The sequence below is a fragment of the Photobacterium sp. GJ3 genome, assembly GCF_018199995.1.
GTDB lineage: Bacteria > Pseudomonadota > Gammaproteobacteria > Enterobacterales > Vibrionaceae > Photobacterium.
On sequence record NZ_CP073579.1, the window covers coordinates 246,837 to 263,988 of the forward strand.

Below are 17,152 nucleotides of genomic sequence, written 5' to 3' on the forward strand. Positions count from 1 at the left end.
TTATTGGTTTTGTTCTTTGTATTGATTTGCGATTTCCATGAGCCGGTACTGGTAAGCACTTAAAGTTTTCTGTGCTTTTAAAATGTCGTCCTGGCTAATGTGACCTTTCTCCAAATAATCTAAGCGACCAAGGAATGGGAAAAGAGTATTACTGAATTTATATGCGGCATTGGTATTGTCGCTGTCATCGACCAGTGCGGCGTTGGCAATGATGGTCCTTGCTCTCTTAAATTGTTGATTAATCGACTGATAATCACCTGACAGCGTCGCTTTTCCTGCGTGATATTGCGAAACAGCTGCTTTCGCGGCGATTGAATCCGGATACAGTAAATTCACGTTCTCTGCGAGCTGCTCCAGAATCTGGTGGTGATAGACCCGTTCCGGAAAAGCAGTCCAGTCCTGCATTAACGCATTGGTCCGGGCCAGGACGTCTTCTTTCAGTCGATTTTTAAAATAAGGTTCCGCATCAATCAGCTGCTCGGTAATTTTTTCAAGTTGTGCAGCGGATGCTGCAGGAATATCCCGTTGGTAGAGATACTGACGGATTGCGGCAATCGAAAAGACCAGAGAGCCCAAGACAAATACCGTGGCAAGCCAATAACACCAGGCTGGAAGTTTCGGTTTGCTTTCCAGATCCGCGGGTTCTTGTGCCGGATTTGGATGGCTTTCAGCAGCAGGAGTGGGGCGAGGCGCTGGTGCCGTAACTGTTTGGTTTTTATGTCTGGATTTTTCCTTTTCGGCCAGTTCGTCCAGATAGTCCTTCCACTCGGTAAACTGTCGACGAACCGGACCCAGAGAGGGAGCCTGACTTCCCAATTGCTGCTGTAATTCTTTTTCTAAATTCAGTGCAAAACGATGCCCGGATTCAACCAGTGCCTGATCCTTCAGTGTGACCCGGATTTTTTTCAAGGCGATGGGCAGCTGTTCTGCAATCCAGTCGAAAGATTGAATTCTGGCATTGGGTTTATGAACACTCGGGTAGGCGGTATGCCAGTAAACGATACAGAGGTCATTGAGCACACTCAGCCCGTTCACTGCACCTTTTAAGCCTTCAATACGGCAGGCAGCGACACAGTAATAGCTGGCACAGCGAAAGTCTTTACTGTGGGAAGTCAGCAGAATTTCGGCGGCAGAAAAGATGTCTCGCCACGGCGCAGGAGAAACGACACTGCTGAGTCGGTTCACGTTGCGCTTGAGATCAGAAAACAGATCCAGTGAGCGTGGATCTTGACCAACAGGCGACTGCGCCGATATTGGTCGAAGTGCAATATCAGTGAATTTCATTGTGATTTAGCCAACTTAAAAAATAATAAGCAATAAAATCTATGGTGGCTGAAAAACGCTGAGCAGCCACGGCCAGATCGGGTTCGTTTTTTTAATTTCCGATGAGAATTTTTCTCTCTTTTTTCATCTCTGAGGATTTGATTGATATACCTTTAAATCATCTCGCCCTGTCGTTTCGTCATTCGGGGCTGTTTATTGTCAACAAACTAACTTCGTTTTGTATTTAGCACCCTTTAATTGAGAACATTCTAAACATATCAAGTATACGAAACTAAGTGTATGACATATTTGCTGGGTTAAGATCACAGAATCATTTCACCTGCACTCTAGGTCTCTGTTTTTATTCGTTGTTATTGAAATATTACTAATTTCTGATGTTGTTGTGAATAATGTATTGATTGTTTTGTTCTTATATAACTCATTGAAAATATTGGTTTTTAATTTGTTTGTGATTTGTGTTCCATATATGAAATACAGAATTTAATGTTCACCAAAATAATTAAGTGGAACAGACTTCACAATTCAATTTCAGACAGTTTTGACAGATTTGTTGTGAATGACGCGGTTAGGGAAGTGGAGAGAGGTGTTAAATTCACGGGTTTGTCAGTGAAAGTGAAACTATCAGCAGGCAAAATAACTAAATTTATTGAGGGGCCAATGAAGGCTTGAATTCATTAATTCATGCGTTTATCTTTCAGAGGTTTTTAATTTAGTGAACGCGAACATTATGCCTCGTCTTCTGAAAGTATTTTTTGTTTCTTACTGTTTGATTCATGCGACGACTGCCTTTGCCAAGGGAGAGCGCTTTGGTGTGACTGGTGCTTACTACGACTTTACTTCAACTGCTGAAGAAGGTGAGGCCGGTGAAAACCAAAGCTTGCGTTGGGGGCTGGTTCATACCCGTCCGATTGATGACAACAGTGCCCGGTGGCGCTGGTGGTTCGGTTTGAATTATCTGCAGGACAGCATTCCGGCACCTCAGAATGGCATTTACCAGGAAATCACCAACTATGAGTTCAGGGTGTTGCCCCAGTATGCGTTTCCGATTGCCAGCTGGCTGACGCCCTATATCGGTGCGGGCGTATCTTTGGCTTACAGTGAGTATGACGAGCGCTGGATTGTCGATTCAGACCAGTTTAAATATGGCACTCAGCTACCGGATAAAAATGCCTTTGAGGCAAGTTTGTTGCTGAATGCCGGAACTGTCCTGAAAATCGGCAGCAATCCGGATGCTCATTTACAGTTAGTGCCGCAGGCGACTTTCATCATTCCTGTGAATGACGGCCTGGGCGGCATTGAGTTTTCTCTATCCTTATTATTCTAAATCGCTTATGACGCACAAAACGCTCATTCTCACAGTGAACAGTGCCCCGGAAGAATACGTCGGGGTGAAGAAAATGGAATTTGACAGTCAGGGCGGAAGTATCGGCCGCAGTGCCCAGTGTTATTTTCACCTGGAAGATCACAATAAATACCTGTCCGGGACACATGCGCTGATCACCAGTTACAACGGTGAGTTTTATCTGAATGACATCAGCACCAATGGCACCTTTATTAATGGGAAGCGGGCTTTGAAAAATCAGCCTTCTGCATTACAGGAAGGGGACGCGGTGTCCGTGGGCCGTTATGAGTTTACGGTGCATTTTGAAAATCAGGTTCAGCATATCAATCTTGCTGATGACATCATGCCGGAAATGAAAAGTATTGACCCGGTCGAAACCCTGGATGTCATTCTGCCACCGAAACCAGAGGAAATGACAGAAGGCACCGTAGAAGAGCTGTTCTTACCGAAAGATACCAAAGCAGATTCTACGGAACCTTTGTATCATCTGCAGGACGAAGACGACGTGTCTGAATCGTTGCTGAAAGATGAACACCCTCAGCCTGAAGTGGATTTGGCACAACACCACCAACAGCGCCAGATGCTGGATGACAGTGATAGCATCCACTCAGAAATGGATATCCCCAGCCTGATCCCGGAAAACTGGAATTTTGGTTCGGATCAACCGAAGCCGCAAGCTAAACCTGTCGCAAAGCCTCCGGTCCAGCAGTCAGCTCCCTCTCCGGAGCATGTGCCAGAACCTGTGCTGCCCAAACAGCAAGCCGTTGTTGAACCCGTGCCGGAGCCGCGATCGGTTGGCCTGCCTGTCACAACCGGGACGCTGACTGCTGTGAATCAATCGGCTGAATCTGCTTTTCTGGATGGATTGGGCTTATCGGCGCAGCACCGGCATCTGTGTGATGACAACTGGCACAAACAAATGGGGCTTTGCCTGAGAGCTTGCCTGAATGTGATGAATTCGGAGCTCAATCAATCTCTGGCTTTAGCTGGGGAAAACGGAAAGGCGCAAGCACACCTGCTCGACAGCATGATGTCGCTGTATCAGGACTCAGTGCTTGATCCTTCAGAACTGGTTGAGCATATCCAGGAAGAGCTGGAGATTCATCGGACGCGCCTGAATCAAGCGAAAGCAGCCCTGTTTCAGCAGCATCTGGAAGCGCTCTCCCCGGCAGTTTTTGAAGAGGAACACCGGGGGAGCTGGCTGAAAAATCAGCGAACCTGGCAAGCCTATCAGGCACACTTCGCGAAACAGCAATCCACTTGGCAATCTGAACCGGAAGACGGTCTGAACGACAGCCTTGCGGCAAAGTACAGAGAACTTACACAGGAGCAAAATGCGTAATTACTTACTGGGATGTTTTGCGGCATTTGCACTCTCCGGCTGTGCCGTCTGGGAACAGTTTAAAGATACGGCGGGTTTGATCCCTGAAACTGCAGAAATCGAAGTACAGATTTCAACCGATAAGAGCCTGAATGTGCGCCCGAATGGACTGTCGTCCCCAGCCATTCTGAGAGTTTATGAGCTCTCATCGCCTGTTCTGTTCCGGAGTCTGGATTTTTTCTCTTTGTTTGAAAATGACAAGGCCGCACTGGGGGATGAATACATCAAACGGTACGAGTATCAGCTGGAACCCGGGCAGGATTTAACCGAATTTCTGAAACTCCAGCCGGAAACCCGTGCTGTCGGGTTTGCCGTGGCTTTCCGGGAGATCAATGGCACCAGCTGGCGAACCATACATACGGTCGAGGAACGGAAAAGTTATTTTCTGGACGTGAAGTTGAAGAATAACGTGTTAGCGGTGGAACACACCCAAGGTGTAGAGCAGATTTATTTCTAAGGAAGTTAGTATGTCATTGTATAACCCTGTTGTCTGGCAAGACGGGATGTTTATGAAACCGCAGCATTTCCAGCAACTGGATCGGTTTCATTCCCAGCAGATAAGCTTATTCACTGCGTTCAGTGCACCGTTGAACTGGGGGATCAGCCGACTGGAAATCAACCATGAATTGTTGAAAATGGGCAAGATTGGCGTCACGGTCGCAGAAGGGATCCTGCAGGATCGCACGCCTTTTGCGCTGCCGGCAGAAGCCCCGGCGCCAGCATTGCTCGAAGTGGATTCTTCAACCGTCGATAAAGTGGTTTATCTGTGTTGTCCGCTGCCGTCTGAGCAGGGTGAGCTGTACACGAAGTCGGGTGATGGTGCCCGTTATCACTTACAGGAACAGCAAGTTGTCGATTGCCTCTACGACAGCGAAGATACCACAACCATCCATGTGGGCAGCCTGAATTTCCGGCTGATGCTGGAAAGTGATGATCGCTCTGCGTATACGTCTATTCCTGTCCTGAAAATTTCTGAAGTGAAGAGCGACGGCACGGTGCTGCTGGATGATAAATTCATTCCGACTTGTCTGGATATCCGCGCTTCTGCTGTACTGACTAAATTTGTGACTGAATTTGCCTCTTTGCTCAAGCATCGCGCTGAATCAATCGTGTCACGCCTCGGGGTGGTGGATCAGCAGGGCGTCTCTTCGGTGGCCGATTTCATGTTACTGCAGGTTGTGAACCGTCTGGAACCGGTTTTCTGGCATATCGCAGGCTTGGAAGGGGTCCATCCTGAAACCCTGTATCGCGTGCTTTTGCAGGCAGAAGGCGAGCTGGCAACCCTGTGTGCGCCTTCCAGACGCCCGGAATCGTATTTACCTTACAATCAGGGCGAACTGACGGATTGTATGTGGTCGCTGATCAGCCGGAACCGGATGAACCTGACCGTGATGTCAGAGCAGCGTGCAATCCCACTGGTGCTGAAAGAGCAGGGATACGGTGTCCGTGTCGCGAATATTGCTGATCGGGAAATTATCCACACCACCACCTTTATTCTCGCAGTCAAAGCGGATGTCACACTGGATGTGCTGCACACCCGGTTTGTGTCTCAGGCGAAAGTGGGCAGCCTGGAGAATATTCGTGATCTGGTCAATTACCAGTTGCCAGGGATTGCCATCAAACCCATGCCGGTTGTGCCAAGACAGTTACCATATCATGCCGGGTTTACTTACTTCGAGCTGGATAAAGCCTCTGAAGAATGGCAGGCGCTGGCTGCTTCGTCTGGCATTGCGATGCATGTTTCCGGTGACTTCCCGAATCTGGAACTGCAATTGTGGGCGGTCAGATTATGAGTTCAATTGAAGATGATGTAACCGTCGTCCTCTTCCAGTCGGAGCCGGGTAAGCCCATGGAGGTGATGCCGGCGCCAGAAGTACCGCGCAACATTGCGGTGAAGCAGCTGGAAATTAAGAAAATGGGAATCAACACGCTGGTGGACGAATTCACTTGGGTGCTGGCTTGCCTGACGTGTATTCCCTCAATTCCCTGGCTGGATGATCCAACGCCTTTGCGTGAGCAGATCAGCCGCGAGATACAGGAATCAGAGAAGCGCTTATTACTGGCAAATACGGATCGTGCCTCATTACTCGTGATGCGCTATTGCGTGTGTGCCGCGGTAGATGAAGCCGTGTACAGTCAGGAGTGGGGGGAGAAGAGTAACTGGAGTACAAACAGTCTGCTGGCTGAATTTCATAATGAGACTTCAGGCGGTGATAAGTTTTACACCATTCTTGAACGCTTGCGACAGGATCCCAAGCGTTATCGTCATCTGATTGAATTTCTGTATTTCTTATTGCAGGTCGGTTTTAAAGGCAAATATGGTCGCGTTGAACGCGGCAATGAGAAGATTGCTGATATTGCAGATACGATTTATCAATTGATCAGAGAAGACCGGCTGGCCGATCAGGAAAAGTTGCAGCTGGTGAATTTAAAAGCCGCATCGCTCAGTCGTCCGCTGAGACGGGTGATTCCGCCAAAACTGATCATGGGGGTTAGTGTTGGCTTAATCGCTGCAATGTACGCCGCAACCTATCTGGTCATTGATTTGAAATTCAATCAGCTTGTTCAGTAACATTTCCTGGGTTGTACAGGATGTCAAAAAAGCGCGATGAATCGCGCTTTTTTTGTGCCTGATAAATCAATGTTTGAATATAAGTTATATGGGAGATAATGATTTTTGAACATTCCTATGATAATGAGTTGAAATAATTGATGATCACGATATTGAGAGGCGTTTTGGGTTGGTGTTGAGGCTAGAGAAGTGATTCGAGTCCTTATCTATAGTCATGATTATAAACGACTTTGTCATTTGTAGGAGCTGGGTGCAATCGGCCTTTTATTGTGTTAGTTGTTTTTATGTTTGATTTTTTATTTTCATGTCAATGCAATTTCAATGTAATATCAATTTAATTATGTGCGACTGACTTCAATTTATAGGTTTAATCTATCTTTATCTTTATTGACGAAAATTTAAATAGAAGGCATCTTCTCGGGGCGCAGGTGAGGCGCCATCTAACTCTGAAATAAATATCAAACCATTCAAGTAACAGCGGATTTTTCTTCCTGGTTCTAAATGTTCAATGGAATGGCAGCATGATTCTGACTGCCATTCATGTGCGTTTAGAGTTTATTCTAAATAAGTTATTTATGGGTTCAGCCGTTCATTCACATGACACGGTAATGCTCATTGAATACAGTCTGCCTCCCATACCAATTGAGTTCCAACTCAATTGATAAAAACCTGTGCAAAGTGAATGATTTAATGATTAGAAGGATATTATTTTGTTTCCTCAAACTTTTTCTTTGCATCCCACTCAAGAAAACATCTTTTACGATCAGGCGCTGACGCCATTAAGTACTCGGTATAATGTCGGGTCTTGTATGTTAGTAAAGCATATTGATCCCCTGATTCTGCAGCATGTCTGGTCACTGCTGGTAGCGAACCTGGATGCACTGCGTCTGACCTTCAATGTTTCTGCTGATGGTGAGGTGCGGCAAACCCTGTCGCCTGAGATTGGGAACGATACCGTTCATATCGTGGATCTTAGTGCCAGTTCGACACCTAAAGCAGATGCGGAGCTTTGGTTGAGTGAGGATATGGCGCAGCCATTCGACTATCTCGGAGACAACCTCCATCAACTGACGTTGATCAGGCTGGATAACCAGACCAGTTACCTTTTTATTAAACTGCACCATTTAATTTGCGATGGTACGGGGATGTACCAGCTTCAGCAGTATTTACACCAGCTTTATCAGGATATTGTGAACCAGCAGAACCATGAGTGGCTGAGCGATATTCCTCAATATCAGCCTGCTGCTGAACGGGCCAGACAATATCTGGACTCACCTCGATATGAAAAAGATCAGGCGTATTGGGCGGCGTTTTTTCAGCAGCATGAGATGACTTGCCTTTCCGCCCGGTATCTTAAGAAAGGGAGTCATTACTCAATTCAGGCTTTGCCGGAGGCGCTCAAGCATGCCATGCAGGATTACTGCGAACAACATGGCGTGACGTTGCAGGCGATGTTGTTTGGCGCAGTGAGTGTGGTGCTGTCACGGATGAACGGCCAAACCGAGCTCTGTTTCAGTACGGTGACCCATGGCAGGCAAGGACGTCAGGGCATGCAGGTCGTCGGGATGCATTCAAATGATTACCCGGTTGCGATCACAGTGACACCGGAGACGGCTCGTCTGGATTACATTCAAGACTGTATGCGAACACTGAACAGTGCTTTACGACATTGCCGGTATCCGGCAGCCCATCTGAGCCGGCTCGCACGTGATTGCGGGGGTTCATTGCCAAACGTGACTGTTAATTATGAAGCCTTTGGCAAAGAAAGCAGGGGGCATGAATTAACGCGAATATATGAGCAAGACATCAGTCAGGCACTTGTACTGAGGCTGAAAGATTATGGTCGTGACTGCCCGTTCGTCCTGTCAGCCCATGTTCTGGACGCTTTTTTCACACCGGAAGAGAGTCAGGCATTGATTACGCGAGTTATGAAAGTGCTCACGACCTTTGTTGAGAATCATGATAGGCCTGTCGGTGAAATTGATCTGGTTTCAGACGATGAAAAACACACCCTGCTGACCACCTTCAACCAGACTGAAGCACCATACCCGCAGGACCAGAGTCTGGTCACGTTATTCGAAGCTCAGGTGGCAAGAACGCCAGACCATATTGCACTGGTGTTTGAAGGGCAGTCTCTGACCTACCGCGAACTGAATGGTAAAGCCAATCAGCTGGCGCGGCAGATCCGGCAGATGTACCGGGCGTCTCATCAGACAGAACTGTCTGCGGACACACTGGTGGCGCTGTATTTAGACCGCAGCCCGGAGATGGTGATCAGTATTCTGGCGGTGCTGAAGGCGGGGGCGGCCTACGTGCCCATTTCGCCGGAATACCCGGCGGAGCGGAGTACATTTATTTTAGATGATACCCGGGCACCACTGGTGATCACTCATGGCCTGCAGCAGGCGAGCGTCGATGCTCTCCTGTCGGGTGGACATGATGCGCGGATGATTCTGGCCGACAGTGATGCGTTGCAGGCCATGCCGGACGGAAATCTGGACAGCGGCCCGTCGCCGGAAGATCTGGCGTATGTGATTTACACCTCGGGCACCACAGGCCAGCCGAAAGGGGTGATGGTGGCGCATCCAGGCGTTGTGAATCTGTCCTATTTTATGCGGGATAGTCATCAGCTGGCTCCGCAGGCGAAAGTCCTGTGTTTTGCAAATTATGTCTTTGATGCATCGGTATATGAGCTGTTCCCTTCCTTGATGTTCGGTTGTGAGTTGCATCTGGCCACATCGGCCATCCAACGTGATGAACAGGCATTGCTGACATATCTGAATGAGCATGAAGTCTCCAAGGCGTTCCTGCCGACCGCGCTGTTCAACTATCTGGGGGATAAGCTCGCCGGTACGGCCCTGAAAGTCTTGCATGTTGGCGGAGAATCGCTCAATCCGCTGGCCCAATTGCCAGTTGAAACCCTTTTCAATCAGTACGGTCCGACTGAGGCAACGGTTTGTGCGACTCAGAAAGCTGTGCTTCCGAATGACGTAAGTATTGGGAAACCCATCAGCAACACCCAGCTGTATGTGCTGGATGAACATCAGCAACTGCTGCCGCCGGGTGCGGTGGGTGAGCTGTACATCGGTGGGGCCGGTCTGGCCCGGGGCTATCTCAATCGGCCTGAACTGACGGCGGCGCGCTTCATGGTCAATCCGTTTGCCACGGAAGCCGACAAGGCGAAAGGCTATACACGGCTGTACCGCACCGGCGATTTGGTGCGCTGGCTGCCGGACGGCAATCTGGAATATCTGGGCCGGAACGACCATCAGGTGAAGATCCGGGGTTACCGGATTGAGCTGGGTGAAATTGCCAGCGTGCTCAGCGCTGAGCCCAGTGTACAGCAGGCGGTGGTGGTCGACCTGGACCGGGAAGGCAGCAAAGTGCTGGCGGCCTATGTGGTTCCGGCCCATGGTGATGTAGATACTGAGTCACTGCGTCAGCGTCTGTCGGCCCAACTGCCGGAATATATGGTGCCGGGCAGTATCACACCGATAGAGAAAATGCCGTTGACCCTCAACGGCAAGCTGGACCGCCGGGCACTGCCTGCGCCGGTGTGGGTGAGCGAAGACAGCTATCGGGGACCGCGCAATGCACTGGAAGCCCAGTTATGTCAGGTATGGCAGCAGATCCTCGGGATTGAGCAGGTCGGCATTGATGACAACTTCTTCCGGTTGGGGGGCGATTCGATTCAGGCGATTAAACTGACCGCTGCTATGCGGACGCAACTGAATGTGGACATTCCGCTGGCAGCACTCTTTGAGCAGCCAACAGTGGCGGGGTTAAGTACACAGCTGAAAGCTTTGTCGGAGACGATTGAGATTCCGGCACTGGCACTAGAGCGTTATCCGCTGTCCTTTGCTCAGGAGCGGATGTTGTTTATTGAGGACTTTGCACAGGGAACGTCCGCCTATCATATTCCACAGTTATTCCGATTAGAGAGTGATGCGGCATTGCCTGTACTGACGCAGGCGCTGAATATGGTGGTTGATCGCCATCCGGTTCTGAAAAGTGTCTATGGCTACGATGAGCAAGGGGTGGGGCATCAGCGTGTTGTGTCTGATGTACTGGTTGTTTCAACTCAGGTTCTGGCTGACGATGCAGCCCTGGAAGCGGCTGTTCGCGCCGACATCACCGCCCCTTTTGCTTTGCGGGAAGAAGCGGGCATGCGTGTGCATCACTACGTGGTGGATGGGGATTCGCATCAGGAAGCGCAGCATTACCTGTTGATGCTCTGGCACCATATCGTGATGGACGGCTGGTCTGTGGAAATATGCTTCCGTGAGCTCAGCGAAGCTTATCAGGCGCTGCTGGAGCATCGCTCCCCAAGTCTGCCTGAGCTGCCGCTCAGTTACGGCGATTATGCGCATTGGCAGCGGGATTATCTGCAGGGTCCGGTACGGGATCAACAGCTGTCTTATTGGCAGGAGGCGCTCAGCGGCTATGAAACACTGAACTTTCCGACGGACAAGCCCAGACCTGCTACTTTGGATTACGCGGGTCAGAACCTGCATTTCAGCTTGCCAGCTGAGGTCTCTACATCGCTGAAAGCCCTGGCCAAAGTTCGGGGGACAACCCTGTATACGGTGCTGCTGAGTGCTTTCAGTGTCTTGCTGTCGAAATACAGTCATCAGGAAGACATTCTGCTGGGAACCCCGACGGATAACCGCCATCACAGTCAGACTCAAGGGCTGATCGGGATGTTTGTGAATTCTCTGATACTGCGTACGCACGTGAAATCTGAAGATACCATCGCAGCATTGATTGATCAGACTCACGCCGTGGTGACCGGAGCCAAAGCCCATCAGGACCTGCCATTCGAGCAATTGGTGGATGCGCTGGGCGTGACGCGGGATCAGAGCCGTCATCCGCTGTTCCAGGTGATGTTCAGTGTGCAGTCTTTTAATGAAGCTGATCTCAGTAACAATATATTGCCGTTGAGTCCGTTCGCCACAACGGCAGTCGATTTCAGTCCGGCGAAGTATGATCTCAGCCTGCTCCTGGAAGAAGGAGAGGATACGGGCGGTCTGTGATTCGTGGTTCACTGAATTTTGCGACCAGTCTGTTTACGGATGTGAGCATGTCCCGCCTGTTGAGCGGTTATCAAAAGCTGCTGACCGTGTACGCGGAGGCATCGGAGACCCGGATCCGTGAGATCGACCTGCTCTCAGAAGAAGAAAAACACACCCTGCTGACCACCTTCAACCAGACCGAAGCACCATACCCGCAGGACCAGAGTCTGGTCACGTTATTCGAAGCTCAGGTGGCAAGAACGCCAGACCATATTGCACTGGTGTTTGAAGGGCAGTCTCTGACCTACCGCGAACTGAATGGTAAAGCCAATCAGCTGGCGCGGCAGATCCGGCAGACGTACGGAGAAACCCAGCACTCAGAATTGTCAGCCGATACCCTGGTGGCGCTGTATTTGGACCGCAGCCCGGAGATGGTGATCAGTATTCTGGCGGTGCTGAAGGCGGGGGCGGCCTACGTGCCCATTTCGCCGGAATACCCGGCAGAGCGGAGTACATTTATTTTAGATGATACCCGGGCGCCACTGGTGATCACTCATGGCCCGCAGCAGGCGAACGTCGATGCTCTCCTGTCGGGTGGACATGATGCGCGGATGATTCTGGCCGACAGTGATGCGTTGCAGGCCATGCCGGACGGAAATCTGGACAGCGGCCCGTCGCCAGAAGATCTGGCGTATGTGATTTACACCTCGGGCACCACAGGCCAGCCGAAAGGGGTGATGGTGACGCATCGGAATGTCGCACACCTGATTCGGGCCCAGCAATCGCTGTTTCAGACGACACAGCGCCAGTATGCCCTGTGGTTCGCATCCTATGTGTTTGATGCCTCGGTGTGGGAAATGTTTATGAGCCTGACAAGCGGGCTGAAGGGCTATCTGTGCGCTGAACATGAGCGAAATGCCACGCAGGTGGCTGAGGTAATTGAGCGGGAGGGCATCGATTTTGCCACCCTGCCGCCAGTTGTTCTGTCCCTGTTGACGGAATACACCTTCCCGTCATTGGCGGTGCTTGTGACTGCCGGTGAGTCTCCATCGGAGGCATTGCTCGCGCATTTCTGCCGGCACAGTCAGGTCTTTAATGCTTACGGACCGACCGAAAGCACGGTGTGTGCGAGCGCCAGATTCTACCAGCCGGGGGATATTGCCAATAATATCGGCGTGCCCATCAGCAACACCCAGCTGTATGTGCTGGATGAACATCAGCAGCTGCTGCCGCCGGGCGCGGTGGGTGAGCTGTATATCGGCGGGGCGGGTCTGGCCCGGGGTTACCTCAATCGTCCGGCACTGACGGCGGCGCGCTTCATGGCCAATCCGTTTGCCACGGAAGCCGACAAGGCGAAAGGCTATACACGGCTGTACCGCACCGGCGATCTGGTGCGCTGGCTGCCGGACGGCAATCTGGAATATCTGGGCCGGAACGACCATCAGGTGAAGATCCGGGGTTACCGGATTGAGCTGGGTGAAATTGCCAGCGTGCTCAGCGCTGAGCCCAGTGTACAGCAGGCGGTGGTGGTCGACCTGGACCGGGAAGGCAGCAAAGTGCTGGCGGCCTATGTGGTTCCGGCTCATGGTGATGTAGATACTGAGTCACTGCGTCAGCGTCTGTCGGCCCAGCTGCCGGAATATATGGTGCCGGGCAGTATCACACCGATAGAGAAAATGCCGTTGACCCTCAACGGCAAGCTGGACCGCCGGGCACTGCCTGCGCCGGTGTGGGTGAGCGAAGACAACTATCGGGGACCGCGCAATGCCCTGGAAGCACAGCTGTGTCAGGTATGGCAGCAGCTCCTCGGGGTCGAGCAAGTTGGCATTGATGACAACTTCTTCCGGTTGGGGGGCGATTCCATTGTCAGTATTCAACTGGTTAACAAACTGCGTCAGGCCGGGTTGAGCCTGCAGGTGAAAACGCTCTTTGATCACCCGACCATCCGAACGCTGGCGGGGGTACTGTCAGAGGCGCAAGTGTCGACAGAGATGCTCACCGAGCAGGGCGAACTCACTGGGACGTTTGGTTTACTGCCTATCCAGCAGTGGTTCTTCGAATGTGAGTGGCCGTCGCCACAACACTGGAATCAGGCCTTCATGGTACGGATCCCCGGGGAGATGGCGTCGGCCGATATTGAGCGGGCTTTGGCGACACTGGCTGCCCAGCATGACAGTCTGCGAACCTGCTTTGTGCAGACATCAGAAGGCTATGAGCAATGCTACCAGTCTGTGGGCCGACAGCCAGCTCTGCAAGTTCTGGATGTTCGCGGGGGCGATGATGCTTCGCTGCAGCAGTATTTGACTGATTTACAGCGCGGATTTGATTATCACGCAGGGAACGTCTGGCAGGCCGCTCACCTGACTGGCTATGCCGACGGCAGTGCCCGGTTGTTCTTTGCGGCACATCATCTGGTGATTGATGCGGTTTCCTGGCGGTTGATTGCAGAAGACATGCGCCTTCTGCTGGCCGGGGAAGCGCTGCCGCCAAAAACCAGCAGTTACCGCCAGTGGGTCGAGACAGTGCGGCATTACGGTGAGACACACCCGGAGGAGGTGGCTTACTGGTCATCGGTGCTCTCTGCACCAGCGCCTGAACTGGTCCCGGCAGAGCTCAATGAACACACCGCAGCTCTGACCCCGTCCATGACTTCGGCGCTGTTATCTCAGGCCGGGCAGGGATATCACACCCAAGTCAACGATCTGCTGCTCAGTGCGCTGGGGATTGCGCTCTCGGAAACCTTCGGTCAGGCCGAGAACGCGATTCTGCTGGAGGGCCATGGCCGGGAGGCAATTGACGCACGGATTGACCTTTCCCGTACGGTGGGTTGGTTGACCACTATGTATCCGGTCAGGCTGACGAGCACACTGGCGATTGCTGACACCATTATTCAGACCAAAGAGATGTTACAGGCTATCCCGAACAAAGGGATCGGTTATGGCGCGCTGGCGGATCAGCTGAGTCAGCCTTTACCCCGGGTCAGTTTCAACTATCTTGGTCAGCTCAGTGTCGGTAAGGCCGATACGCTGTGGTCGCTGACCAGTGAGCCGTGTGGCGTGATGGTTGCGCCAGAAAATCAGAGCCCCTTGCTGCTCAATATCAACGGCGCGGTGCAGGACGGTCAATTGTCTTTTTATGTGCACAGCCGATTAGGTAAAGCACAGGGTGAGGCGTTTTCCCGGGCATTTGAGCAGGCCCTGTGTGCCGTGGTTGACACCGCCTGTACTCAGGCCACATTGGGCGGGATCCGGACAGCCAGCGACTATGGTCAGGGTGTGGTGTCTCAATCCCAGCTGGCGCATCTGCAGCAGCGTTATCATGATATTGAAGCCATCTACCCGGCCAGCAGTCTGCAGCAGGGCTTTATTTATCATCAGCTCAGCCAGCCTGAGGATGATGCGTATTGTGTGCAGTTACTGATGGACTACCACTGCGCCCTGGATGTTGCGACCTACCGGGAGGCCTGGCAGTTGGCGGTGGAGCGTTTCCCTGCTCTTCGGATGGCATTTGACTGGCAGGAAGCGCTGCTGCAGATCGTGTTGTCCCCGACGGCAGTGGCGGGTCTGCCGCTGGAGGTTGTGGATCTCAGTCACTTATCGGCAGCAGAACGAGATTGTGAAATCAGTCGTTTGCAACAAGCTGAGCGGGCGAAAGGCTTTGACCTGATGCAGCCGGGACTCTTCCGGCTGACCCTGATCCGGCACCATGAGACCCATTACACCCTGCTGAAAACCGAGCATCACAGCATCGCAGATGGCTGGAGCGGTCCGGTACTCTGGCAGGCAGTACATGGGTATTATCAGCAACTGTGTCAGGGGCAAACACCCGCGATCACTGCAGACGAGGCATATGCCGGGACACAGCAATACCATCTGGCCCATCAGGCAGAAACGGAAGCGTACTGGCTGAAACAGCAGTCTGCCTGGGAAGGTGGGAATGATGTGACGCCGCTGCTGACTTATCCGGTGAATCTTGCCAGTACCAGACAGGTGAAGCGCCCGTCGGCCCAGACACTGACCCTGGCCGAAACCCGTTATCAGCAGCTGAAGGACACCTGCCAGCAGTTGGGGATCACACTCAACGTGGCGCTGCAGTTTGCCTGGCATAAGTTGCTGAACACTTATACCGGGGACTCACAGACGCTGGTCGGGACCACGGTCTCCGGGCGGGATGTGCCGGTTGAAGGCATTGAGCAGAGTGTCGGGCTATATATCAATACCCTGCCACTTTGTGTGGACTGGTCGCCGTCGGCGAGTATTTCAGAAGTCTTGCAGGGGATCCACAAACAAGTGGCCGCCATCAACACCCACAGTGCCATGTCGCTGGCGAAGCTTCAGCAGAACGGGGAGCGATTGTTCCACTCGCTGATGGTGTTTGAAAATTACCCGGCACCAGCCACAGAAGGGCAGCAGGACGATTCGATTGCAGACCATCTCACCTTCCGGGAGGCGATCGAGAAAGTGGATTATCCGCTGTCGGTGATGGGGTACGAACAAGGCCAGACTCTGGTGGTGAAACTCAGTTATGGTCTGGACTGGCTGGATGATGCACAGGCTCAGCGGCTGTTACAGCAGGTTCAGGCGATCTTAATGGCGGTAGCCCGCGATCCGCATCAGCATCATGACGCGATCACGCTGCTCTCCACAGAAGAAAAACACACCCTGCTGACCACCTTCAACCAGACTGAAGCACCATACCCGCAGGACCAGAGTCTGGTCACGTTATTCGAAGCTCAGGTGGCAAGAACGCCAGACCATATTGCACTGGTGTTTGAAGGGCAGTCTCTGACCTACCGCGAACTGAATGGTAAAGCCAATCAGCTGGCGCGGCAGATCCGGCAGACGTACGGAGAAACCCAGCACTCAGAATTGTCAGCCGATACCCTGGTGGCGCTGTATTTGGACCGCAGCCCGGAGATGGTGATCAGTATTCTGGCGGTGCTGAAGGCGGGGCGGCCTACGTGCCCATTTCGCCGGAATACCCGGCAGAGCGGAGTACATTTATTTTAGATGATACCCGGGCGCCACTGGTGATCACTCATGGCCCGCAGCAGGCGAACGTCGATGCTCTCCTGTCGGGTGGACATGATGCGCGGATGATTCTGGCCGACAGTGATGCGTTGCAGGCCATGCCGGACGGAAATCTGGACAGCGGCCCGTCGCCAGAAGATCTGGCGTATGTGATTTACACCTCAGGCACCACAGGCCAGCCGAAAGGGGTGATGGTGACGCATCGGAATGTCGCACACCTGATTCGGGCCCAGCAATCGCTGTTTCAGACGACACAGCGCCAGTATGCCCTGTGGTTCGCATCCTATGTGTTTGATGCCTCGGTGTGGGAAATGTTTATGAGCCTGACAAGCGGGCTGAAGGGCTATCTGTGCGCTGAACATGAGCGAAATGCCACGCAGGTGGCTGAGGTAATTGAGCGGGAGGGCATCGATTTTGCCACCCTGCCGCCAGTTGTTCTGTCCCTGTTGACGGAATACACCTTCCCGTCATTGGCGGTGCTTGTGACTGCCGGTGAGTCTCCATCGGAGGCATTGCTCGCGCATTTCTGCC

7 protein-coding genes and 1 pseudogene are annotated in these 17,152 nt (G+C 52.1%); 7 read left to right on the forward strand and 1 reads right to left on the reverse strand.

The features are described from left to right. Window positions 1-1,284, reverse strand: a complete 1,284-nt coding sequence (locus KDD30_RS17920; RefSeq protein WP_211651364.1) for a type VI secretion system ImpA family N-terminal domain-containing protein — start codon at window positions 1,282-1,284, stop codon at window positions 1-3. Between the two features lie 727 nt (window positions 1,285-2,011). On the opposite strand from KDD30_RS17920, the gene KDD30_RS17925 reads away from it, so the two are divergent. From KDD30_RS17925 to KDD30_RS17955, 7 genes and pseudogenes are all read left to right on the forward strand, one after another. Then, window positions 2,012-2,608, forward strand: a complete 597-nt coding sequence (locus tag KDD30_RS17925) for a hypothetical protein (RefSeq protein ID WP_211651365.1) — start codon at window positions 2,012-2,014, stop codon at window positions 2,606-2,608. A gap of 73 nt (window positions 2,609-2,681) precedes the next feature. Beyond that, window positions 2,682-3,968, forward strand: a complete 1,287-nt coding sequence (locus KDD30_RS17930; protein ID WP_211651366.1) for a type VI secretion system-associated FHA domain protein — start codon at window positions 2,682-2,684, stop codon at window positions 3,966-3,968. After that, complete coding sequence (gene tssJ / locus KDD30_RS17935; protein WP_211651367.1) at window positions 3,961-4,464, forward strand: type VI secretion system lipoprotein TssJ; 504 nt, start codon at window positions 3,961-3,963, stop codon at window positions 4,462-4,464. Before KDD30_RS17930 ends, tssJ begins: the two co-directional genes overlap by 8 nt. Before the next feature lie 10 nt (window positions 4,465-4,474). Continuing rightward, on the forward strand, window positions 4,475-5,800 hold the full coding sequence (tssK, locus tag KDD30_RS17940) for a type VI secretion system baseplate subunit TssK (RefSeq protein WP_211651368.1): 1,326 nt from the start codon (window positions 4,475-4,477) through the stop codon (window positions 5,798-5,800). Further along, complete coding sequence (icmH, locus tag KDD30_RS17945; protein WP_211651369.1) at window positions 5,797-6,579, forward strand: type IVB secretion system protein IcmH/DotU; 783 nt, start codon at window positions 5,797-5,799, stop codon at window positions 6,577-6,579. The genes tssK and icmH overlap by 4 nt, the downstream gene beginning before the upstream one ends. Before the next feature lie 731 nt (window positions 6,580-7,310). Beyond that, window positions 7,311-11,612: an amino acid adenylation domain-containing protein gene (locus tag KDD30_RS17950; RefSeq protein WP_249199463.1), complete on the forward strand. Its 4,302-nt coding sequence runs from the start codon at window positions 7,311-7,313 to the stop codon at window positions 11,610-11,612. Window positions 11,613-11,659: 47 nt separating this feature from the next. Further along, window positions 11,660-17,151 (forward strand): annotated as a pseudogene (locus KDD30_RS17955) (amino acid adenylation domain-containing protein); the annotation flags it as partial. Between the last annotated feature and the right edge of the window lies 1 nt (window position 17,152).